This window comes from Micromonospora sp. RP3T (assembly GCF_003027925.1).
GTDB lineage: Bacteria > Actinomycetota > Actinomycetes > Mycobacteriales > Micromonosporaceae > Micromonospora.
The window spans coordinates 35,379-58,101 of sequence record NZ_PYPS01000008.1 but is presented as its reverse complement, the minus strand read 5'-3'; the positions used below and the strand labels follow the sequence as shown (position 1 = coordinate 58,101).

General features: G+C 74.4%; 16 protein-coding genes. 5 read left to right on the top strand and 11 right to left on the bottom strand.

Going from position 1 to position 22,723, the window contains the following annotated elements:
• Window positions 1-16: 16 nt before the first annotated feature.
• Entirely contained in the window at window positions 17-349 is a 333-nt protein-coding gene (locus C8054_RS08990; RefSeq protein ID WP_107156291.1) for a hypothetical protein, read from the top strand.
• Between the two features lie 35 nt (window positions 350-384).
• On the opposite strand, the gene C8054_RS08985 is transcribed toward C8054_RS08990, so the two are convergent.
• The gene (locus tag C8054_RS08985; RefSeq protein ID WP_233219547.1) at window positions 385-1,914 is read right to left on the bottom strand and encodes a hypothetical protein; all 1,530 of its coding nucleotides are present in this window, start codon (window positions 1,912-1,914) and stop codon (window positions 385-387) included.
• A gap of 133 nt (window positions 1,915-2,047) precedes the next feature.
• Here C8054_RS08985 and C8054_RS08980 point away from each other — a divergent pair, with 133 nt between their 5' ends.
• Window positions 2,048-2,431: a hypothetical protein gene (locus tag C8054_RS08980; protein WP_233219546.1), complete on the top strand. Its 384-nt coding sequence runs from the start codon at window positions 2,048-2,050 to the stop codon at window positions 2,429-2,431.
• On the opposite strand, the gene asd is transcribed toward C8054_RS08980, so the two are convergent.
• The 3 genes from asd to C8054_RS08965 all read right to left on the bottom strand — a co-directional run bounded on the left by asd (window position 2,421) and on the right by C8054_RS08965 (window position 7,292).
• Window positions 2,421-3,269 (bottom strand): archaetidylserine decarboxylase, encoded by an 849-nt coding sequence (gene asd, locus C8054_RS08975; RefSeq protein WP_158273818.1) that lies wholly within the window; start codon window positions 3,267-3,269, stop codon window positions 2,421-2,423. The genes C8054_RS08980 and asd overlap by 11 nt on opposite strands.
• A gap of 54 nt (window positions 3,270-3,323) precedes the next feature.
• A complete protein-coding gene (locus C8054_RS08970) occupies window positions 3,324-6,395 on the bottom strand; it encodes a BTAD domain-containing putative transcriptional regulator (protein ID WP_107156289.1) in 3,072 nt (1,023 codons plus the stop codon).
• 306 nt (window positions 6,396-6,701) lie between these two features.
• Window positions 6,702-7,292 carry a hypothetical protein gene (locus C8054_RS08965; protein WP_107156288.1) on the bottom strand — a complete coding sequence of 197 codons (591 nt, stop codon included), beginning with the start codon at window positions 7,290-7,292 and terminating at the stop codon, window positions 6,702-6,704.
• Between the two features lie 7 nt (window positions 7,293-7,299).
• On the opposite strand from C8054_RS08965, the gene C8054_RS08960 reads away from it, so the two are divergent.
• Both C8054_RS08960 and C8054_RS08955 read left to right on the top strand, forming a co-directional pair.
• On the top strand, window positions 7,300-8,475 hold the full coding sequence (locus tag C8054_RS08960; RefSeq protein WP_146179891.1) for a hypothetical protein: 1,176 nt from the start codon (window positions 7,300-7,302) through the stop codon (window positions 8,473-8,475).
• Between the two features lie 141 nt (window positions 8,476-8,616).
• Window positions 8,617-10,101: an NADP-dependent isocitrate dehydrogenase gene (locus tag C8054_RS08955; protein WP_199199623.1), complete on the top strand. Its 1,485-nt coding sequence runs from the start codon at window positions 8,617-8,619 to the stop codon at window positions 10,099-10,101.
• A gap of 123 nt (window positions 10,102-10,224) precedes the next feature.
• On the opposite strand, the gene C8054_RS08950 is transcribed toward C8054_RS08955, so the two are convergent.
• A complete protein-coding gene (locus C8054_RS08950) occupies window positions 10,225-13,092 on the bottom strand; it encodes an AfsR/SARP family transcriptional regulator (RefSeq protein WP_107156286.1) in 2,868 nt (955 codons plus the stop codon).
• A 185-nt stretch (window positions 13,093-13,277) separates the two neighbouring features.
• Here C8054_RS08950 and C8054_RS08945 point away from each other — a divergent pair, with 185 nt between their 5' ends.
• Window positions 13,278-14,132 carry a hypothetical protein gene (locus C8054_RS08945; protein ID WP_146179890.1) on the top strand — a complete coding sequence of 285 codons (855 nt, stop codon included), beginning with the start codon at window positions 13,278-13,280 and terminating at the stop codon, window positions 14,130-14,132.
• A 115-nt stretch (window positions 14,133-14,247) separates the two neighbouring features.
• Here C8054_RS08945 and C8054_RS08940 read toward each other — a convergent pair whose 3' ends face one another.
• From C8054_RS08940 to C8054_RS08915, 6 genes are all read right to left on the bottom strand, one after another.
• Window positions 14,248-15,225, bottom strand: coding sequence for a hypothetical protein (locus C8054_RS08940; protein ID WP_107156284.1), 978 nt, complete (start codon window positions 15,223-15,225; stop codon window positions 14,248-14,250).
• Window positions 15,226-15,402: 177 nt separating this feature from the next.
• Window positions 15,403-18,348: a tetratricopeptide repeat protein gene (locus C8054_RS08935; RefSeq protein ID WP_107156283.1), complete on the bottom strand. Its 2,946-nt coding sequence runs from the start codon at window positions 18,346-18,348 to the stop codon at window positions 15,403-15,405.
• A gap of 67 nt (window positions 18,349-18,415) precedes the next feature.
• Window positions 18,416-20,494, bottom strand: coding sequence for a 2-oxo acid dehydrogenase subunit E2 (locus C8054_RS08930; protein WP_107156282.1), 2,079 nt, complete (start codon window positions 20,492-20,494; stop codon window positions 18,416-18,418).
• Window positions 20,491-21,396: a thiamine pyrophosphate-dependent dehydrogenase E1 component subunit alpha gene (locus tag C8054_RS08925; protein WP_107156281.1), complete on the bottom strand. Its 906-nt coding sequence runs from the start codon at window positions 21,394-21,396 to the stop codon at window positions 20,491-20,493. The genes C8054_RS08930 and C8054_RS08925 overlap by 4 nt, the downstream gene beginning before the upstream one ends.
• The gene (locus C8054_RS08920; protein ID WP_107156280.1) at window positions 21,393-21,626 is read right to left on the bottom strand and encodes an acyl carrier protein; all 234 of its coding nucleotides are present in this window, start codon (window positions 21,624-21,626) and stop codon (window positions 21,393-21,395) included. The genes C8054_RS08925 and C8054_RS08920 overlap by 4 nt, the downstream gene beginning before the upstream one ends.
• A gap of 71 nt (window positions 21,627-21,697) precedes the next feature.
• On the bottom strand, window positions 21,698-22,708 hold the full coding sequence (locus C8054_RS08915) for a 3-oxoacyl-[acyl-carrier-protein] synthase III C-terminal domain-containing protein (RefSeq protein WP_107156279.1): 1,011 nt from the start codon (window positions 22,706-22,708) through the stop codon (window positions 21,698-21,700).
• Between the last annotated feature and the right edge of the window lie 15 nt (window positions 22,709-22,723).

The following is a 22,723-nucleotide window of genomic DNA, read 5'->3' as shown; positions in this document are numbered from 1 at the left end:
TCCGGGGAGGGATCGCATGGATCTGGTCTTGTCACAACGCATCGGCCACCCGGTCGGCGCCTCGTCGCCGCGCCCGGTTCCGCCCCGACGGGCGCCGGTGCCCGAGCACCTGGTGCCGGTGCTGGCCCAGCTGCTGACCGGCGCCCCCGACACCTCGGCGTGCCGCAAGCTGAACATGTCCCCGCGCACGTTCAGCCGCCGGGTCGCCGAGCTCCTGGACCACATCGGTGTGGAGAGCCGCTTCCAGGCCGGGGTGGAGGCGGTGCGCCGCGGGTGGATTCCGCAGATCCTCGACCACTCACAGCGGACGGCCGCTGCCGGCGTGCGGCGCACGCCGGCCCGGCGATGAGGGCCGGGCCCGCCCGCCATCTCGGTGGTCCGGTGCTAGCCCTCGGTGGGGCTGTCCAGGATGTGTTGTATGTGATCGACCGTCAGGGCCGGGTTGGCCGCGGCTGCCTCGGCCAGTTCGGGATCGTTGAGAAGCGCGGTGACCCGCGGTGCCGGCAGGCGTGGGCTGCCTGCCATCGCCTGTCGCACGGCGGCGTCCGGGTCGGTGCTGAGTCGGTCGACGAGTTCGGGGTCGGCGTGCGGGTCGAGGGCGACGAGCCGTCGTACCGCCGGGTCCGGGTTGTCGGCGAAGCGGGCCAGTCCCTCGGTGGGGAACTGTGGTAGCTCGCTGAGCCGGTCCCGGCCGCAGCAGTGGTACTCCAGGTGGCAGCGCAACAGCAACGTCGGCGGCGCGGCCGGGTGGTGCTGGGCGAGCAGGACCCGTACGCCCAGGTCGGTGTCGTCGGCGAGCATGGTGACGACGTCCGCCGGCAACTCGGCGTTGCGGGCCGCTCGTCGGCGCAGCAGCGGATTGACCGAACGGGCCCACCGCAGCGCGTCGGTGATCTTCTGCGCGGCGTCGTCGGGATACGGGACCCACCGGCAGCGGACGTCCGCGGAGCCGAAGTGGCCATCGTCCGGCACAGTGGTCACGTCGATGTCGATGCCGGCCCGCTGCCGCTCGGTGAGGCCGGGATGGGTGGAGACAGCGGTGCGGACCTCGACCGCTGGGTCGGCGGCGAGCCTGACGAGGTGGTCTCCGGTCAGGTCGGCGCGACCGGTGACTCCCTGCCGGACCGACGGGTCGGGGTGGCGCAGCAGCGTTTCGACCACGTCCGGCGGGACGCTCGGGTTCCCGCCCATCACCCGCAGCGCAGCCGTGTCGCCGCTGGCCAGCACCTGATCGATCAGCGCCCGGGACAGTGGACGCTGAAGCACGGACCAGAATGCGTGACAGTGCTGATCCGGCAGATCCGCAGGCTCCATCACCCGCTGCCAGAACGCGACGGACGCCACCGCGGCCGCCCGTACGTCGGGCACCTCATCCTCCAGCAGCGCCTGGCGCGACCGCTCGTCCAGCCGGTACCAGGAACCGGCCGCGAACCGGCGCACACCCGGCCGGGGGTGCGCGGCGGCCAGCCGGAACAGACGCCGGTCATACCCGGTCGCCTCGAACAACTCGCCGATCAGTTCCGCTCGGCTGAACGGCATGTCGGAGGGCGGGGCGTCGAGCTCGGTCAACAACCTGACCAGCACGTCGTCGGGCAGCGGCTCCTGACCGGGTCGGCCGAACGCGCGCGTTCGCACCCGCCACGCCGGGTCGGCCAGCAGCGTGGCGCGTGCCAGGGCGTCGACTTGCGGATGGGCAGCCAGCGCTCCACGGATCCTGGGCGAGGGATGGTGCAGCATCGCATCCCGCACCGGCGGCGGCAGCTCACGGCGGCGGCGTAGCCCATCGCACACCTGCTCCGGCCACGAATCCACCAGCCGCAACAACACGTCGACCGGCGCTGCCGGGTTCCTCGCCAGCCCTCGCAGCAGGGGTGCCGCAGACGCACACCGATCCAACCAGGCATCACCGATCATCGACTGCACCTTACGCCCACGCTTCTGGTCGAGGCATCCGCTCGTCGGCAGATCCACGCCACTCAACGGCAGATCAGGGCATCTGGTCATCGTCTACAGTGGCCGAGATTCGAGACATGGCGGGAGCGTGGGGATGAGCCTCGACATCTCGGTATGGATACCGGACGACGACGCCTACGCCGGCCGGAACGTCGTCGTGGATCCGCCGGGCACCAGCACCGAGGTGGGAGCTGAGAGCTTTCGCCATGAGCTGTGGGGCTCCGCAGCCGCACGGCGTCTCGGCGCGACGTTCCTGCCGCAACTCGCTGACATCACGGTCGAGAACCGTGGGAATCTCCAGGTCCCGCCCGGCCGACTCGACGCCTTCGAGCAGGAATGCGTACTCCTGGCCGAGCACGTCGAGCTACTGGCCGCCGCGACTGGATACGACGCGGATCGCATTCTCCGTCACCTGGCCAACGTGCGGCACGCTGTGGAGCGTGCCAAGGCGGTGAACGGCGGCGTCATCATCTGGTAGCGGCATCAGCGGCGGCCGGCGCACCGAGTCGCTCACCCATCCGTACGGTCGCGCCGATCGGCAGCGGCTCGATGGTCCCGGCGTCCCGAGAGCAGGCCAGGACGACCGTGGACCCGAACTCGAAGTGCCCCAGCTCGGCGCCGGCCGACGCGGGAAGCGCCGGATCGTAGCGACGACGGCGCACCTCGCGCCGTCGGGCGTTGGTGTGCAGGTCGTCGAAGGCCAGACGGGTCATCCCCACCATGGTGGCGCCGACGGCGACGATCGCCATCCGCCCGCCGCGCTCGCCGTCGACCTCGATGACGATGCGCTCGTTCACCGCGAAGAGGTTCGCCACGTTGGCCACGGCGGCGACGTTGACCGGCCAGAGCTCACCGGGGATGTAGGTGGCCGCGGTGACCTTTCCGGACAACGGAAAATGAATGCGGTGGTAGTCCTTCGGCGAAAGGTAGAACGTGGCGTACGTGCCTCCGTCGAATCTGTCCGCCAACTCGCGGTCACCGAGCAGCGCGGTGAGGGAATAATTGCGTCCCTTGGCCTGCACGAGCGTGTCGGACTCGATGACTCCGTATGCTCCGACGGTGGCGTCGACCGGGGAGACAATGGCGTCGGCCGCGAGCGGACGTGATCCCGGCCGGAGCGTACGGGTGAAGAACGCGTTGACGGACGGGTACTGCTCAAGGGGGAGAGCCGCCTCCTCCGGCCGGGCACCGAAGACACGGCTGTAGGTGCGGTACGCCGGGCCGCGCCACCGGACCGGAACGGTGCGGGTGGCGAGCCATCCCGCGCCGCGACTGATCGCGTGCTTCGGGATGACCGAGAGGACAAGAATGAGCATTCGGCCGAGCATCGCGGAACTCTAACACGACACCAATTGTCGAGATCGGGTGCGTCAACCCGGAATGGTGTCGACGGGCTCGGACCCATTGTGCGTATTCAGCTGGCCGACGCCGGCCGCCCGATCTGCGTCGGGCTGCGGCCCGCGCACCGCCAACGCGGCCTTCTCCAACAGCTCGTAGCCGTACTCGCGGGAGATGGCCAGGGCCCGCGACGCGTACGCCCGCGCCTCGTCGTCCCCGGTCCCCCCGCGCAACCGGTGGGCCCGAGCCAGACCGATCAACGCCTGCGCCTCGGCGTGCCGGGCCCCGTCGCCCCGGGCCAGGGCGAGGACCTGCCCCAGGCGGTCGATCGCCGGATCGGCGTCGCCGGCCCGCAGGTCGAGGTCGGCGCGGGCGAGCAGGGCGTGCGCCTCGACCCACCGGTCACCGACCTCGCGGGCGATCCGCAGCGCCTCGACCGCGTCGCGTCGCGCCCGGTCGAGGTCACCGGTGGCCCCGTGCACCGCCGCCAGCAGCCGCAGGGTGTCGGCCTCGCAGCTACGGGCGCCGGCCCGCCGGTGCGTGGCCAACGCCCGCCCCAGATGGACCGACGCCTCGTCGTAGCGGCCGAGCAGCAGGTGGGCCTCGCCCAGGCAGCCATGCGCCGTGCCCTGCCCGTGCCACTCGTCGACCCGGCTCTCCAACTCGATGACCTGCTCGCAGTAGGTGACGGCGTCGGCCAGCCGACCCTGCTGGAGACGGATGTTGCCGAGATTGGCCAACCGCGCCAGACGGCCGGCGAACCGGCCGATCCGGGTGTCGATCTCCAACGCCTCAAGGCTGTAGCGGGCGGCCAGGTCCAGCCGGCCGGTCTCGAACGACACGTGGGCCAGATTGCTCAAGGCGCTGCCCTCGCCCTCGGCCCAGCCACCGCGTCGGGCGAACCCGAGCGCCCGCCGGAAGTCGTCGAGCGCGTCGGCGTACCGGCTGGTGGCCAGCAGGACGGTGGCCCGGCTCAGATGGGCGGCGGCCTGCCCCAGCGGATGGTCGTCCGCCCGCGCGTACGCCAGAGCGGCCTCGGTGACCGGCAGCCACTCCGCCGACGGCGAGGTGAAGTCGAGGTGCCAGCGCAGGTGGTCGGTGAGTCGCCAGGCGGCCGTCCGGTGCTCCGGCCCGGCGGCCATGACGGCGGCGATCATGTTGTCCCGCTCGGCCTCCACCCAACTCCGCGCCTCGGCCGCGGTGGAGAACCCGACCCGGTGCCGTGCGCTCACGCCGGACGGCAGTGGCAGCCGCACGACACTCGGATAGAGCAGGCCGGCGGCGACGTCCATGGTGGACAGATAGTGGTCGTACAGTCGGTCGAGCGCGGCCCCCCGGTCGGTGTCCTCGACCGAGCCGCGTCGCCGGGCGTAGAGGCGCACCAGGTCGTGCCAGCGGTAGCGGGCGGGAGCGGACTGCTCCAACAGGTGGGCCCGGGCGAGGGCGTCGAGCAGCGGCTCCACCTCGGCCACCGGCACGTCGGCCAGGGCCGCGGCGGCCGGCGGGGTGACGACATCTCCCGGAGCGGCGCCCAGCAGCCGGAACACCCGGCGGGCAGCCGCCGGCTGCGCCTCGTACGACAGGTCGAAGGCGGCCACGGTGGCGGTCGTGGTGTCGCCGGGAACACCGAGCACCGCCAGCCGGTCACCGGCGGCGAGCCGCTGGTTGTACTGGCCGATCGGGGTCAGCTCGGCCCGCAGGTTGGCGGCTGCGATGCGCATGGCCAGAGGAAGGTAGCCGCACAGTCGGGCGAGTTCCGCCGTGTCCCGCCCGGCCGCCCCGGGCAGCAGCATGGCCAGCAGGTCGTCGGCCTCGTCCGGGGAGAGCACGTCCAACCGGAGCCGGGCCGCGCCCTCCCGGGCGGTCAGGCCACGCAGTTGCTCGCGGCTGGTCACCAGCACCACGCACCCGGCTCCCCCGGGCAGCAGCGGACGGACCTGGTCGGCGTCGGCGGCGTTGTCGAGCACGACGAGGATCCGCCGCAGGGCGGTCACGCTGCGGTAGAGCCCGACCGCCTCGTCCGGCTCCGCCGGGATCTGCTCCGCCGGTACGCCCAGCGCCTGGAGGAAGTGGACGAGCGCGGCCATCGGTGTCACCGGCGGCCGTGGTGAGCTGCCGCGCAGGTCGACGTAGAGCTGACCGTCGGGAAACCGGTCCCGCTCCGCGTGCCCCCAGCGGACGGCCAGAGCCGTCTTGCCGACCCCGGCCAGCCCCGTGACGACCACCGGCGGCGTGGGCCGCTGGCCGGCGAGGGCGTCCAGGGCCGCCAGCGGATCGCGGCGGCCGGCGAAGTGCGTGGCCACGGCCGGCAACTGCGCCGGGGCCACCGGCCGGACGGCGGGCGCGGCGAGGCTCCGGTCGTCGGTGAGCACGGCGCGTTCCACGTCCCGCAGCTCCGGGCCGGGCTCGATCCCGGTCTCGTCGACGAGCACGTCACGGACCCGGCGGTACGCCTCCAGCGCCTCGGCCCGCCGCCCGCAGCGGTACAGCGAGACCATCAGGTGTCGGCAGAGCCGCTCGCGCATCGGATGCGCGTCCGCGAGCGCGGCCAGTTCCTCGACGATCTCCGCGTGCTGGCCCAACTCCAGTTGCGCGGCGAAGCGTTCCTCGTACGCCGCCAGTCGGAGCTGCTCCAGGCGGGCCGACGCCGCCGAGACGGTGAGCGTCTCGGGCACGTCGGCCAGCGCCGGGCCGCGCCACAGCGCCAGGCCACCGGACAACTGGCGTACCCCGTCGGCGACGCGGCCCTCGGCGACCTCCCGCTTCCCGGCGCGCGCCATCCGCTCGAACACCTGGACGTCGATCGTGTCCTCGCCGGTCACCAGCTCGTAGCCGGCAGCACGGCTGACCACGTCGCCGGCCCCACCGGCCCGCAGCAACCGGCGCAGACGCATGACGTACCCGTTGACGGCGCTGGCCGCCGTCCGGGTGGGACGGTCACCCCAGATCTCGTCGACCAGTCGATCCCGGCTCACCGGTTGCCCGGCCTCGGCCAGCAGCACGGCCAGCACGACGCGGTGGTGCGGCGCCGTGACCGGCGCCCACTGCGCGCCGTCCCAGATCCGCACCGGCCCCAGCGCTCGTATCCGCACGACCAGTCCCACCGCCTCATCGCGGATTCATCGACGAATTATCACCCGTGGCTACGTTCCACGCGAGGCGTAGGAGCACCGACCGGCGTCGTGCGCCCGCGCCGGCCGACCGTACGAGAGGAGACGCCAGCTCATGACATCCGCGTTGCACCGAAGGGCGAGGGCATCGGGCGCCGTCACCGCCGCCCTGGCGACGGTGGCCGTTCTCGGCCTCACCCTGGGGATCGGCGTCCACGTCACCCCTCCCGAGCCACTGACCGTCCGTCCGGTGGCGGCCCAGGCCGGCGCCGACCCGGGGATCTGCACCCGCGACATCACCTACCGGGGCGTGCTCACCCGCTGGACCTTCGACCCCTGTGTCCCGGACGGGGAACCGCTGCCCGCCGACGTGCACCGGGCGTTGGTGGAGGACTGGCAGGAGGTGAACGGCTGTCCGTCGGCGACCCCGACCACGACGGCGACCCCGGTACGGCGGACCGTGACCGCGGAGCCGGCCCTCGCCGGGACGACGGCGTCGGCCTCCCCGAGCGGTTCCACCGGCAGCCCGAGCGCACCGGCGAGCACCAGCGCGAGCGCGAGCCCGAGCAGCAGCTCCTCGCCGTGCGCCAGCTCGTCGCCGGGATCGAGTGGCAGCCCGAGCGGTTCCCCGTCGGGCAGCCCCAGCGGGTCGCCGTCGACCAGCCCCAGCGGGTCGACCAGCCCCAGCGGGTCCCCGTCCACCAGCCCCAGCGGATCCACCAGCCCCAGCGCCTCACCGTCGACCAGCCCCAGCGGGTCGACCAGCCCCAGCGGGTCCCCATCCACCAGCCCCAGCGGGTCCCCGTCCACCAGCCCCAGCGGATCCACCAGCCCCAGCGGATCGCCGACGAACAGTCCGCCGCCCACCGGCCCGCCCACCGGCCCGCCCACCGGCCCGGTGGATCCGCCGCCCAGCCCGACACCCGGTCCGCCGTGTCCGGGCAACGCGGCCGACGAGAGGCTGGGCGAGGCGCGCAAGGACCGCTACTGCCCGCCGAACCGCAACCCCGCTCAGCCGGTGGTGCTGGTGGCCACCGGAGACTCGGTCACCTCCGCCCACCTGCAGTTCATGAACGCCTTCCCGATGGGCGCCTGCGTGGGCAACACGAGAGCCGACTTCCGCGGCATGCCCGGCAACGACATGCTGTTCAGCTACGCCGGCAAGTACGCCGTCAATCGCAACCAACGGGTGGTCGAGTACTACAACTTCGCCCGCACCGGCTACGGCACCCAGCAGATTCTCGGCGCGGCCCCGGGACACCAGGACGCCTGCCAGAACCCCTGGGCCCGGAACTGGCCCCCCGTCGACCTGGCCACCCGGGCCATCCGGCAGGCCAAGACCGACCGGAAGGCCGCCTACTTCGTCAGCACCGGCGGGGTGAACAACACCACGTGGACGGGGCTGCTCAAGGCCCTTGCCAGTTGCGGGCTGATGGACCACTACCGCGAACTGATGCAGCGGTACTTCACCGAGCACAAGCTGCCGTTGCAGGCGCAGATGGACTGGTTCGACCGGGCGGGCAACTACACCGCGAAGGCCAGGGTCATCGACGGCGGCGCGTGTCACGGCAAGATCGTCGGTGACGTCACCGGGATCAGGTACATCCACCACCGGATCGAGGTTCCCACCTGGGACGGCCCGGCCCTCTACCAGCAGATCAAGACGGACGTCGAGGAGATCGTCGAGGAGGTGCTCGGCGCCGGCGCCGACAAGGTGGTGTGGATGGGCTACTACGACATCAGCCCGGCCCGGTTCGACGTCGGCCGGCTCGCCGAGCAGTACCGGGTGAACCTCGCCCAGGAGCTGCACGGCTACCTGCCGGGTCAGATCCCCTCCCAGGAACGGGACCTGATCGACGACCCGGGCTGGAAGGCGACCGTCGCGCAGTGGACGAACCAGCTCAATCTGGTGATCCGCACCGGGCTACCGGCGGACAACCCGAGGGTGCGGTTCGCCCCGGCTCCGGCCCTCGGGGTCAACGACCTCCAGAAGACCGCCTTCGGCGGATCCCCTCACCCCAACGAGTCGGGTCACGACAAGCTGGCCGCGGCGCTGGACGCGACCTTCAACTGACCGTTGTGCCGACCCGGTCGGGGCCCGTCACCACCAGGTGGCGGGCCCCGACCGGGAGGTGGCCCGACGACAGCCTCCCCCAACATGCGTAAAGTTTTTCGTGTATAGTGCTTCGCATATTAAGCGTGAGGGGGTCGGACAGTGACGACGCTGGAGCAGGGAACCGGCCACGGCTCGGGCGCGGCACCCGCCGTGCCGGTGACGGTGGCCCGCGGGGACGGGATCGGTCCGGAGATCATGGCGGCCACCCTGCGGGTGCTCGACGCGGCCGGGGCCCGCCTGGCCGTGGAGGAGATCCAGATCGGCGAGGCGGTGTACGACCGCGGCCACACCGCCGGCATCGACGCGCACGCCTGGGAGTCGCTGCGCCGGACCAAGGTGTTCCTCAAGGCGCCGATCACCACTCCGCAGGGCGGCGGGTTCAAGTCGCTGAACGTGACGATCCGCAAGTCACTGGGGCTGTTCGCCAACGTCCGCCCATGCGTGGCGTACGCGCCCTTCGTGCCGACCCGCCACCCCAAGATGGATGTGGTGATCGTGCGGGAGAACGAGGAGGACCTCTACGCCGGCATCGAGCACCGCCAGACCAACGAGGTGACGCAGTGCCTCAAGTTGATGTCCCGACCGGGATGTGAGCGGATCGTCCGCCACGCGTTCGACTACGCCCGGCGTCACGGCCGGTCCAAGGTCACCTGCCTGACCAAGGACAACATCATGAAGCTCACCGACGGCCTGTTCCACCGGGTCTTCGACGAGGTGGCCACCGAGTTCCCCGACCTCCTCACCGAACACCTGATCGTCGACATCGGCGCGGCTCGGCTCGCCGACACCCCCGAGGCGTTCGACGTCATCGTCACCCCCAACCTCTACGGTGACGTGCTCTCCGACGTCGCCGCGCAGATCGCCGGCTCGGTCGGCCTGGCCGGCTCGGCCAACATCGGCGAACACGCGGCGATGTTCGAGGCCATCCACGGCTCCGCGCCGACGCTGGCCGGCCGGGACGTCGCCAATCCGTCCGGCCTCCTGCTCGGCGCGGTCATGATGCTGGTGCACATCGGCCAGGCCGACGTCGCCGAAACCGTCCACAACGCCTGGCTGGCCACCCTGGAGGACGGCGTCGTCACCGCCGACATCGCCGGGCCGGAGCGCGCGCCGGTCGGTACGAGAGCATTCGCCGACGCGGTCATCGCGCGGCTCGGCCGGCAACCGGCGGCCCTGCCCTCGGTCACCTATCCCGCCGGGTCGCCGCGGCCCACCGGCACGGCCACCGCGCCCCGCCCGGCTCCGGTGAAGACGATGGACGGCGTCGACGTCTTCCTGCACCACGAGGACCGCGATCCGGCAGCTCTCGCCGCCCTGCTCCGATCGGCCGCCGAAGGCGCCCGACTGCACCTCCAGATGATCACCAACCGGGGTGTGAAGGTGTGGCCGGACGGCATCCCCGAAACCTTCTGCACCGACCACTGGCGGGTGCGCTTCCAGTCCCCTCGGCCCGGCGCCGCCGGCCGCCGCGACGTGGTGGACCTGCTCGACCGGCTCGACCGCGCCGGGCTCGACTTCGTCAAGACCGAGGGCCTCTACCGCTTCGACGACGAGCCCGGCTACTCCTTGGGCCAGGGCCAGTGACGACCAGGCCGGGCCGGGAGATGAGCCGGTCGGCCGGACCGCCGGGACGGGCCGGCCCACCACCGCGTCCACCCGACACGGCCGGGTTCGGGCACCACGGCCCGCGGTGACGACGCGGCGGCGCTAGCGTTCGCCGACGCCCGCCGAGGCCACCGGGACGGCCGGCGCGGCCAGCTTCGCCCGGGGTCGGTCGGCGTCCGGATGGCGCAGCTCATCGAAGATCGTCAGCGCCTCCCGCCACGCCCGGCGGGCGGCGTCGAGGTCTCCGGCGGCCCGCAGGCTGTCGCCCAGGTTGTCCAACACCTCCGCCTCGTCGTACCGGTCGCCGAGTTCCCGGTGCAGCGCCAACGCCCGCCGGTAGCAGTCCGCGGCCCGGTCATGGTCGCCCAGGCCGTGCCGGACGTAGCCGAGGCTGTCCCAGGTCAGCGCCGCGCCGTGCCGGTCGCCGTTCTTCTCGTGCAGCCGCAGGGCGGCCCGGCAGCAGCGCAGCGCCGGCCCCGGCTCGTCGAGCCGGGCGTGCATCCAACCCAGGTTGTTGAGCGCCTTCGCCTGCCCGACCCGGTAGTCGGCGGCCCGGTACAGGTCGAGGGCCAGCCGGGTCTCGTCGAGGGCCGCCCGCAGCCGGCCCTGCCGCGCGAGCACCCAGCTCACCCCGAGGTGCGTGTGCGCCCGGCCGGTGTCGTCGCCCAACTCGTGGTAGAGCTCGAGGTCGCGACGGTAGTGCCGGTGCGCCGCCTCGTGCTCGCCCGACCAGGTGCAGGCGATGGCGAGTCCCCGGTGTGCCAGGGCCTGACCGGCCAGGTCGTCCCGGCGCACCGCCGCCGCCAGAGCGGTCCGCTGCGCGGCGGCCAGCTCGGGCCAGTGTCCACTGCGGTCGAGATAGGTGGTGAGGGCCGCCGCCAGCGTCCACGCGTGCCGGTCCAGGCCGATGCTCGCCGCCTGCTCCACGCACGCCAGCAGGACGTGGTGCTCGGCGGCGAACCACGCGGTCGCCCACGCGTGCTCCGGCCGGTCACCCACCGTCACCCCCGGGTCGGGCGGCGGCAGTGCGGCCGGCCGCGCCAGCCGGTACGGGTCGAGCAGGTGGTCGGCCGCGTGCGAGGCGTGCAGGTAGTGGTCGAACAGGCGACGCCGGGCCGCCTCCCGCTCGGCGGCCGGGTCGGTGTCGTGACACAGCTCCGAGGCGTACGCGCGGAGCAGGTCGTGCATCGCGTACCGGCCGGCGGCGCGTTCGGTGAGCAGGTTCGCCCGGGTGAGCCCGGCCAGCAGCGGGCCGACCCGGGCCGGGGGCAGCCCGGCGAGGCTGGCCACCGCCGCCCGGCCGGCGTCCGGGCCGGGGTGCAGCCCGAGCAGCCGGAACAGCCGGGCCGAGTCGGCGTCCAACGCGCGGTACGACCAGGAGAAGACCGCCCGTACGTCGGTCGCGGGGTCGCCGGTGGCCAGCGCGGTGAGCCGGTCCGGGTCGGTGTCCCGCAACTCGGTGGCGAGCGCCGCCAGCGGCACGTCGGGCTGCCCGACGGCGCGGGCCGCGACGACGGCGAGGGCCAGGGGCAGACCGGCGCAGCGGCCCACGATCTCGTCCAGCGCGGTGGGGTCGCGCCCGGCCCGGCCGCGACCGAGCCGACCGGCCAGCAGCTCCCGGGCCTCGGCCGGCGGGAGCAGGTCCAGCGTCACCGGATGGGCCCCGTCGCTGACCACCAGCCCGGTGAGCCGGTTGCGGCTGGTCACCACCACCAGGCTGCCCCTCGATCCCGGCAGCAGCGGTCGCACCTGCTCGTCGTCGCGGGCGTTGTCGAGCAGCACCAGGACCCGGCGGTCGGCGAGCAGGGTCCGGAACAGCGCGGCCTGCCCGGCCAGATCGGTGGGCACCCGCTGGGGCGACACGTGCAGCGCCTCCAGGAAGCCACGCAGCGCCTCGCCCGGCGGCACGGCCCGCCCGTCCAGGTCGAACCCGCGCAGGTTGACGTAGAGCTGCCCGTCCGGGTAGCGGTGCGCGACCCGGTGGGCCCAGTGCACCGCCAGGGTGGTCTTGCCGACCCCGGCGGTGCCGGCGATCGCGGAGATGACCACCGCCCGACCCGGCGCGCGCTCACCACCGTCCGGGGTCGCCCCCGACGGTTCGGCGGGCAGCAACGCGTCCAGTCGGCGCAGCGCCGCCGTCCGGCCGGTGAACCAGGCGGGGTCGCCCGGAAGCTGCGCCGGGGGCGGGCCGGCGGGCGGCGCGGGTACGGGTTCGGGTGCCGGCCCGGCCGGGGTCTCCCCCCGCAGCACCCGCAGGTGGGCCCCACTCAACTCGGGGCCCGGCTCCACACCCAACTCGTCGACCAGCTGGCGGCGGGTCTCGGCGAAGACCCGCAGCGCGGCGGCCCGCTGGCCGCAGCCGGCCAGGGCGAGCAGGTAGCCGGCCACCAGTGGCTCCCGCAGCGGATGCTCGACCACCAGGGGACGCAACACACGCGCGGTCGCGGCGAACCGGCCGAGGCCGAGTTCCACGGCGGCGAGCCGCTCGTACGCGAGCAGCCGCTGCTCGTCCAGGCCGGCGACGGCGTCGTCGACGAAGACGCCGGCCGCACCGGCCAACGCCGGCCCGCGCCACAACGCCAGCCCGTCGCGCAGCAGCCGCGCCGCCTCCGCCCGCCGGCCGGCCGTCTCCTCGGCGCGGGCCCGTTCGACCGCCGCGGTGAACTCGGCGAGGTCCAGCTCGGTCCCGCGCACGGTGAGCCGGTAGCCGCCGCCCTGCGTCGCCAGCAGGTCGGCCGCGCCCGCGTCCCGCAGGGCCGCCCGGATCCGGGAGACGCAGACCTGCACCTGGGTCCGGGCGCTGGCCGGCGGATCGTCGCCCCAGAGTGCCGACACGAGCTGCCCGAGGGGCACCAGCCGGCCGGCGTTGAGGAGCAGCAGCGCGAGCACCGCGCGTTGCTGAGGGCGGTCGATGGGAAGGACCCGCCCACCGGCGGTCACCTGGACGGGACCGAGGAGGGACCACCGCATGGCTTTCCCCGTCAGTCGTGGTCGGACGAACCCAGTCTATGGACGGCTCGGCCGGCGTGGCCGGCGACAAGCGGTCGGATAGCGGACGGCAAGCGGCCCCGCCCAGGCTTTCCCCAGCCGCCGGCCCACGGGTCCGGCGGGAGGCGGGCCGGCGCGACGCCGGCCGAGACGACAGGGAGAGCGAGATGCGGGTAACCAAGGGACGGGGCGCGCTGACGGTTGTCGTGTCGACGGCTGCCGTGGTGGCCGGCCTGGGCTGGGCGGCGCCGGCCTCGGCGACGCCGGCGGGGTTGGCGACGGTCACCCAGTCGGTGGCCGAGAGCAGCGCGGACAAGTCGGCGCTCGCGTCCTGCCCGGCCGGCAAAGTGGTCACCGGCGGCGGTGGCTTCCTCACCGCCGGCTCGTCGGCCGCCGGACGGGTCGGGCTGGACCGGCTGGAGCCACTGTCGAACGGCACCGGGTTCATCGCGACGATGCGGGAGGTGGGCCCGGTCAACTTCGTCGGCGACTGGGGACTCCAGGGCCTCGCCCAGTGCGCCACCGCACCGGCCGGCTACCAGGTCGTGGCCACGACCGGGGCGGTCGGGACGGCGCTCGTCACGGCGAGCTGCGGGACGAAGAAGGTCATCGGGATGGGCGGGCGGATCAACAGCGGCCTGGGCGACGTGGTGCTCGACCAGGTGGTGCCCTCGTTCGACCTGACGTCGGTGACCGTCCGGGCGGTCGCGGTGCAGGGCACCGCGCCGGCCGGCTGGAGCGCCACCGCGATCGCGGTCTGCGCCACCGCGCCCGCCGGGCTGGAGCGCATCTCCCTGATCGGGACGAGCGCGAGCAACCCGTCCGACAACAGCATCGCGGCGTGCCCGGCCGGCAAGGGCCTCTACAGCGCCGGCGCGGACATCAACGCCGGCAACGGCCAGGTGCTGCTCACCGCGGTCAACATCACCGGGGGGAACACCGTGCGGACGCGGGCGGACGAGGACGCCGACGGCTTCGCCGGCACGTGGAGCCTCAACGCGTACGGCATCTGCGGAAGCTGACCCGGCGGTCGGGGCGGCACGGTCACCGGATCGGGCCGCCCCGACACCGCGTGCCCCCTGATCCACGGCGTCCCCCGGGCGGGACCGGCCCGCCGGCCGGTCCCACCCGGACGGGTCAGAGCCCGCCCTCGCTGAGCCGCCGACGGTAGCCGCGGGCGCCCTCGGAGCCGACGTTCTCGTTGACGTCCACGCCGCCCGGGTTGGTCTGCACGTGGTAGTACGTGGCGCCCCACAGGTTGCCGGCGACCGAGTTGTCGAAGTGGATCAGGTTGGCGTACTTGTAGCCCTTGTCGTACTGGGAGATGGCGGTGGTGCGGATCGAGTACTCGGTGCCGATCACCCGCTTGCCGGGCCAGATCGACGCGGCCCGCTGCAGCGTCTCGGCGTAGGTCAGCTCGTTGACGGTGCCCTGTTCGGTGAAGCTTCCGTTGCTCGGGTTGCTGTAGAAGTGGACACCGACGAAGTCGCACTTGGCGATCGCGTCCCGGTAGTTCTGGTTGCCGTACCAGTCGTCGGGCCGCACGCCCTTGTTCGGTGACAGGGCGGTGCCGCAGATCAGCGCGCCGGGGAACTCCGCCCGGATGCGGTCGATCGTGGCGCTGAGGCACCAGCCGTAACCCCAGATGTCGCTCACCCCGATGTTCGGCTCGTTACCGAGCTCGATGATGCACTTGCCGGCGCCGGACCGGATCCGCTTGTACTCGAAGAACCGCGAGTTCCGGATCTCGCTGACCGCGTTGTTCGCGTCGATCATGGTGTTCGTGTCCCCGGTGACGGTCCGCACGATCAGGTGGTCCGTGGCGCCGCACGCGGTCCAGACGTGGTCCGGGTTGGCCGCCCAGCCACCCGCCAACCCCCACCCGGTGACGACCTTGGCGAGGTTGGCCGACTGGTTGGAGATCGCGGTCAGCCAGGTCTGGTAGCCGTCGGTCAGCACCGGGCCGTGCGCCCGGTAGAACGGCGCCGCCGAGGCCGGCTGCCCCGCCCCCAGGTACGCGCCCACGCCGACCGCCGCCGCCGCGCCGCCGGTCAGCCGGATGAGCGACCGCCGGGACAGCCCCCGACCCGGCCGGCTCTTCTCGTCCTCGTCCACTGGTGTCTCCTCACGCATCGATGCGGACGTGGCCGGGCGGTCGCACCACCGTCCGGGCCACGTCCGCGGTCCCGTACCGATCCCGGTCGACGCCGGGCCCCACCACCATCCGGCCGGGCCGGTATAGCGGTGGTATACGGGCGCGGCGAGCAGGGCGTACGGGCGGACCGGCGCGGCTCAGCCGCCGCCCGCGGGGATGGGCGGGGCGGCCAGCAGCCCTCGGGTCCGGTCGATCCAGAGCGCTGCTGCCATCCGCTCGAAGATCCGCAACGCCCCGCGCAGGGCGTCGCGGGCCTCGTCGGGCCGGCCCCGCGCCAACTCCAGCCGGCCGATGCTGAACAGCGCGTAGCCCTCCCATCGGACGTCCCCGCCGGCGCGGAAGACCGCCAGCGCGGCCGTCAACTCCCCGGCGGCCTCCTCGTGCCGCCCGAGCCCGGTCAGCGCGTCGCCGAGGCCACGTCGGGCGTACGCCTCGCCGAGCGCGTCCGCGACGTCGGCGAACGCCGCGTGGCAGTCCCGGTAGGTGGGCACGGCCCGCGCGAAGCGCTCCTGGTCGACCTGGGTCATCCCGAGACCGAGCAGCGCCGCCGCCTCGCCCAGCCGGTCCCCCAGCGCGGCGAAGTCCGCCCGGCAGCGCAGGAAGCACTCGGTGGCCTCGTCGTAGCGTTCCTGGTCCAGCCGGATGCTGCCCAGCGTGCGCCGGGCGTACGCCTCGCCGTCGCGGTCGCCGAGCGCGGCGAACGCGCGCAGGCACCGCTGGGCCGCCGCCGCCGCGTCGGACAGCCGACCCAGGCCCCGGTACGCCACCGACAGCCCTCGCAGCGTCTCCGCCGTGCCGCGTCGGTCGGCACCGGCGACGAACAGCGGCAGCGCGGCACGGTAGCGGGTGATCGCGGTCCGCGCGTCGCCGCGTCCCCAGCCGGCGTCGCCGAGCCCGCGCAGCGCCGCGGCGCGCTGGAGGTCGTCTCCGGTCCGTCCGGCCAGGTCCAGGCAGCGGCCGAAGTGGTCGGCGGCCTCGGCGAAGCGGCCCCGGTCCCGGTAGAGGTCACCGAGGCGCTGGGTGAGCGCGACCTCGACGGCGACGTCCCCGGCGCGGCGGGCCGCGTCCTGCGCCAGCTCGTGGGTGGTCCGCCAGGCCTCCCATTGGGAGCGTTCCTCCAGGAACCGGGTCAACGACCGGGCCAGACGCCAGGTGACCGACCAGGCGCCGGCCCGGTGCGCCTGGCGGACGGCGGCCACCAGATCGGCCTGCTCGGCGGTGAACCAGCACCGCGCCTGCTCGGCGTCCGGGCCGGTCAGCGCAGCGGCGGCGCGTTCCGCCGGCGTCAACCAGGCCCGCAGCGCCGAGTCGACGGCCGACCGCCGCACCGGTTCGGGCTCGGCGGCGGCCATCTCCGCGGCGTAGACCCGAAGCAGGTCGTGCAGGCGGTAACGGTCCCCGGCGGACGACTCCAGGAGTTGGGCGTCGACAAGCGACTCCAGCAGCCGCTCCGCGCCGGTCGGCGTGGTGCCGAGCAGGGCGGCGGCCAGCCACGCGGTGACGGTCGGCTGGTCCAGCAGGGCCAGCAGGCGGAACGCGCGGTGGGTGTCCGGGTCCAGGCCGTCGTAGCTGAGCTGGAAGCTGGCCCGTACGTCGAGGTCCCCGGCGCGCAGTTCGTCGAGCCGCCGTCGGCTGTCGGCCAGGCGCCCGGCGAACGCGGCCAGCGTCCAGTGCGGACGGGTGGCCAGTCGGGCGCCCGCCACCCGCACGGCCAGCGGCAGCCGACCGCAGAGCCGCACCACCGCCGCGGCGTCGGCCGGGTCGACCCGCGCGCGGTCCCGGCCGGCGGCGGCCAGCAGCAGCGTCACCGCCGCCTCCGCGTCCAGCACGTCCAGCGGCAGGTGCCGGGCGCCGACCAGGCCGGCCAGCGGGGTGCGGCTGGTCACCAGCACCGCGCAGCCGGCGCCGCTGGGCAGCAGCGGGCGGACCTGCGCCTCACCGGCAGCGTCGTCGAGCAGCACGAGCATCCGGCGGTCGGCCAGCGCGCCGCGGTAGAGGTGGACGCGCTCGTCGAGGTCGCCGCCCGGCGGCGGGGCCGGCCGGCCCAGGGCGCGCAGGAACTGCGCCAGCACGTCGGCCGGATCGACGGGCCGTTCCCCGTGGCCGTGCAGCCGCACGTGGAGCTGCCCGTCCGGGTAGTGCGGTCGGAGCAGGTGCGCGGCGTGCACCGCCAGGCTGCTCTTGCCCACCCCGCCGGCACCGGACACGGCGTGGATGCGCAGCGCGCCCGCCGTACCGCCGAGGTGGCGGGTGATCTCCGCTACCTGCGCGGCCCGCCCGGTGAAGTCGGCCAGGTCGGCGGGGAGCTGGGCCGGGCCCGGCTCGGCCGCGCGGTGCCAGGACAGCCGGGCCCCGAGCGCCCGCAGCGTCGGACCCGGCGCAACCCCGACCTCGGCGGCGAGCAGCCGACGGAACTCCCGGTACGCGGTGGCCGCGTCGGCGTGACGGCCGGCGGCGAGCAGCCCGCGCAGCTCGTGCTCCCGCAACGGCTCGTGCAGCGGGTGGTCGACGATCAGCCGCCGGGCCCGGGGCAGGACGGCGACCGGCCCGTGCAGGCGGGCCTCCACCGCCAGGGACTCGTCGAGCGTGACGAGGTGCCGGCGTTCCAGCAGGGTGGCCTCCTCCCGCAGCAGGCCCCGGTCGACCAGGTCGGCCAGCGCGCGTCCCCGCCACGTCGACAGTCCCCGCCGGTAGGCGTCGTGGGCCGCCGGCAGGTCGTCGGCGGCGGCGGCCCGTCGGGCGGCGTCCACCAGGTCGTCGAACTCGGCGGCGTCCAGCCGGTAGGCCGCCCGGTCGAGCCGGTAGCCGCCGTTGCGGTGGCTGAGCGCCGTGCCGAGCAGCTTGCGGAGCTGGTGCACGTAGAGCTGGAGGTTCTTGACCGCCGACCGTGGCGGGTCGTCCGGCCAGAGCGTGTCGACGAGTTCGGTGACGGTCGCCGCCCGACCGGCGCGCAGCACCAGCGCGGCCAGCAGCGCCCGCTGCTTGGGCGGACCGAGCGGCACCGCGTCGCCCCGGTCGGTCTCGGCGGTGCAGGGGCCGAGGACGCGGACAAGCATGCTGATCACCCCGTCGGAGGCGGTCACCGACCACTCACGGTGCTCCGCGACGGAGTTTAGATCGCCTGTCGACGATGCGTCCGGGTCCGCCCGGTCACCGGCGCAGGGCGGCGGCGAGCGCGGCCAGGTACGCGCCGGCCCGCGCCCCGTTGACCAGCCGGTGGTCGTAGGCCAGGCCGAGGTCGGCGGTGGTCCGCTCGCGTAACCCGCCGTCCGCGTCGAGCACGACCTCGCGGTGCACGTCGGGCACCGACAGCGCGCAGGTGACACCGGGCGGGATGATCGGCCGGGCGTGGGTCACGCCCGGGGTGTCGTTGAGCGCGACCAGGAAGTTCATGTCGGCCATGTCGTCCTCGCCGAGCCGGTTGCGCAGCGCCCGCATGCGCAGCGCGACCACGGTGTCGGCGAGGTCGCCCAGGTCCAGCTTCGCGGCGTCGCGGATCACCGGCAGGAACAGGCCGGTGCCGACGTCGACGGTCAGCGCGATCGCCGGCTGCGCCGCGTCGCGCACCCGGCCGTCGCCGGTGAGCGTGGCGTACAGGTCGGGGAACCGGTCGTGCAGCGCGGCCACCTCGGCGATGACGAGCTCGGTGAGGCCGACGTCGGCGCCGGTCTCCTCGGCGGTCCGGCGGGCGTACCCGAGGGCGGCCGTCACGTCGACGCGCACCACGGTGAACGCGGCCGGGATCTCCCGGTGCGAGGTCGCCACCACCTCGGCGACGCGGCGTTGCGCCGGTGACAACGGCCGTCCGACCGGCGACGCCATCGGCGGCCGGGCCGCGACGGCCCGGCCCGGCGGCGCTTCCGGGGCCGGCGGCGCTTCCGGGGCGGGCGCGGTCGGGGCGGGCGCGGCCCCGACCGGCAGGACGCGGCCGATGACGCCGCCCGGGACGCAGTCCGCCCCGGCGGCCACGTCGTGCCGCAGCACGCCGGCGTGCGTCGCGGCCAGCTCCTCGATCGCCTTGGCGGTCTCCACCGCCGCGATCGGCTCCCCGACGCCGACGGTGGCGCCGGCCGGCGCCAGCCACTCCAGCAGCAGGTAGCTCTCGTCGGTCGGGTTGAGCGTGGGCACCCGCACCGGGACACCCGGCTCGGTGGTACCCGCCGGACGCGACCCGGCCGGCGGCGGGTCGACGCCGGCCGCGCGCGGCGCGGCGGGCCCGCCGGCCGGAACCCGCATGATCCGCTCCAGGATGGTGTCCGCGCCGAGCAGGACCGCGCGTTCCAGGTGCGGGGCGGACGGAATGACCCGGTCGGCGGAGCTGACCAGCTCGACCGGCCGGCGTAGCAGCGGCCACGCCTCGGCGTGCAGCCGGGCGGCGACCTCACCGCCCCAGGTGCCGCCGGCCGTGCTCTCCTCGGCGACGATCACCCCGGCCGCGCCGTCGAGCACGCCGCGCAGCCCGTCCACGTCGACCGGATAGAGCCGGGCCGGCACCAGCACCTCGACGGCGCGGCCCCGCCCGGCGGCGTCCCGCGCGGCGGCGATGGCCCGCTCGGCGACCCCGCCGGGCGCGATGACGAGCGTCGGCGCGGTGTCGACGGCCGGGTCGTGCACGCGGGCCCAGTTGCGGTCCGCGCCCCGCATCTCGACGGCGAAGCGGTCGTCGACGCGGCCGTCGACGTACCGGCGGCGGGTGTAGAGGATCTTGTCCTCGAACAGCATCGCCGGTTCGCCCCGGCGCAGCGCGGCGGCGAGCACGTCGGCCGCGTCGTGCAGGGGCGACAGTTCGAAGAGCGCGAGGTGCGGGATGCCGATGAAGTGCTTCTGCACGCTCTGGCTGTGCGTCGCGCCGTAGCCCCGCCCGCCGCCCACCGGGCAGCGGACCACCACCCGCATCGGGGTGCGCTCGCCGTACATGCTGACGGACTTGGTGAGGAGGTTGAGGATCGGGTCGAACGCGAGACCGGCGAAGTCGCCGAACATGATCTCGACGATCACGGTGTCACCGCAGAGCGCCAGGCCACCGGCGACGCCGGTGATGCCGTTCTCGCTCAGCGGCGTCGACAGCACCCGGTCCGGGTAGGCGGTGGACAGCCCCCGGGTGGCCTTGAACGCGCCGCCGTACGGGTCGGCGACGTCCTCACCCAGCAGCCAGACCCGGTCGTCGGCGGCGAACAGCTCGTGCAGGGCGCGGTTGAGGTTCTCGCTCACCCGTTCGGCGCGGGTCACGCCACGCCGCCGCTCACCAACGGCCGGGACAGCACCTCGGCCGAGACGTCCGCGACCCGCCGCCGGGCCCGCGCGTCCACCGCCGAGAACTGCTCCGGGTACGCGGTGGCGTAGCGCTCCAGCCAGTCGAGCCGCCGCAGCTCGCGCAGCTCGTCGGCGTCGCGGGAGTCGTCGCCCTTGCTGTGCGGGCCGAGCCGGACCGTGTGCTGCACCAGCACGTGCGGTTGCCGGGCGGCGCGGACCCGCGCGACGTGCGGCGCGGCGCCGGCCCGCACCTCGTTGAGGTCGAGCGAGTCCGACTCGCTGACGGTGATCCCGAACCCGGCCACCCGGCCGGCGATGGTGCCGGCCAACTGCGCGGTGGTCGGCGTGGACTGGGCGATCCGGTTGTGCTCCACCACCACCAGCAGCGGCACCCGCCAGAGCTGCGCCATGTTGAGCGCCTCGTAGACCGCACCCTCGCCCCAGGTGCCGTCGCCGACGTAGGCCGCCACGATCCGGTCCTGCCCGGTGCGGTTGAGGTGCAGCCCGACGCCGACCGCGGCGGGCAGGCTCTCCCCCTGCACGCCGGTGGACAGGAACCCGTCCCGGCGCAGGTGCTGGCTGCCGCCGTGCCCGTGGCACACCCCGCCGTCCCGGCCGAGCAGTTCCGCCAGCAGGCCGTGCGGGTCGGCGCGGTGGGCCAGGTAGTGCCCGTGCCCCCGGTGGTTGCTGAACACGAAGTCCCCGGTCAGCAACGGGGCCAGCGCGACCGGGATGTGTTCCTGGCCCAGGCAGGTGTGGGTGGTGCCGGCGAGGTGGCCGTCGGCGTACAGGCGGAGCAGCTCCTCCTCGAAGCGGCGGATGAACAGCCCGGCGTCGAGGTCGGCGTCGCCGAGCGGGGACGGCGCGACGGCAGTCATTCCTCGACGCCCCGCCGCGCCAGCAGCGCGCGCAGGTCCGCCACCGACCGCACGGTCCGGATCTCCCGCGGGGTGATGGTGACCCGGTAGGCGTCCTCGACCGCCGCGACGATCTGGAGGTGCCGCAGGCTCACCCAGGCGGCCGTGGTGGCCGGCCCGGTCTGCGCGTCGACCTCGTCGACCGGCAGCTCCAGCACGTCGGCGACGAGCCGCACCAGCCGACTGGACATGCCGTGTCCCTTCCGGAACGGGTCCTCCGGCGGCAGCGGCGGCGCGCTGGCACAGACCGGATGATCGATGCCTATACCGCGATGATGGTACAGGCCCAGTGCATGCCCCGGCCCAGCGAGATCAACGCGACCCGGTCGCCCTCGACCAGCTCCCCGGCGGCCAGCAGGCGGCTCAGCCCGAAGAGCTGGTCCGCGGCCCCGAGGTGCCCGTGCTCGGCGGCCAGCTCCCGGTTGGTCCGGGCCAGCGGCACGCCGTGCGCCTCGGCCAGCGACGTCATGGCCCGCTCGTTGTCGCCGACCAGGATCAGCCGCGCCAGGTCGGCGACCGCGACACCGGCCCGGGCGCAGGCCCGCTCGGTGACCCGCACGGCCCGTTCGTCGAGCTCGCGGGCGAACTGCGCGAACTGCTCGGCGTCGTAGTCGAAGAACTCCATCACGTGCCACCCGTCGAGGGCGGTGGGCGGTTCGCCGCCGGACCCGAAGGGCGTCGCCGCGCCGCCGCTGTCGAGCCGGTGGAACCCGGCGTAGCGGCCGTCGGTCACGGCCTCGGTGGCCAGCCAGCGCAGCCGCGGGTGCCCGCGCCGGGCCACCGTGGCGACCGCGCCGTCGGAGAACACCATCGGCTGGGTGTCCATCCGGTTCCAGTACGCCTCACAGGTCCGGTTCGCGGCCACCACCAGCGCGGTGGCGTACCCCGGGTGGGTGGCGAACCGGCCCGCGACGGTGTCGAGGCTGAGCACGCCGGTGGTGCACGCCTGGGTGAGCAGCACCGCCTCGGCGTCCACCAGGCCGAGCCGGTGCGCCAGGTCCGCGGCGGCGTCCCAGTAGAGGTGTTCGGTGACGTCGGTGACGGCCAGCACCAGCAGGTCCACCTCGGCGGCGGCCAGCGCGGCGGCGTCGAGCGCCCGACGGGCGGCCCGCTCGGCGAGGTCGGTCACGCCGACCCCCGGGGCGGCGCGGTGCACCTGCCGGTAGCCGTAGCCGAGGACCCGCTGCACGTCGTCGGTGTACTCCCCCACCACGTCCGCCACCGGCGCCGGATCGCCGAGCGCCTCCCCGAAGGACACCAGCCCGAAGCTCATGTTCGCCCGTCCCGC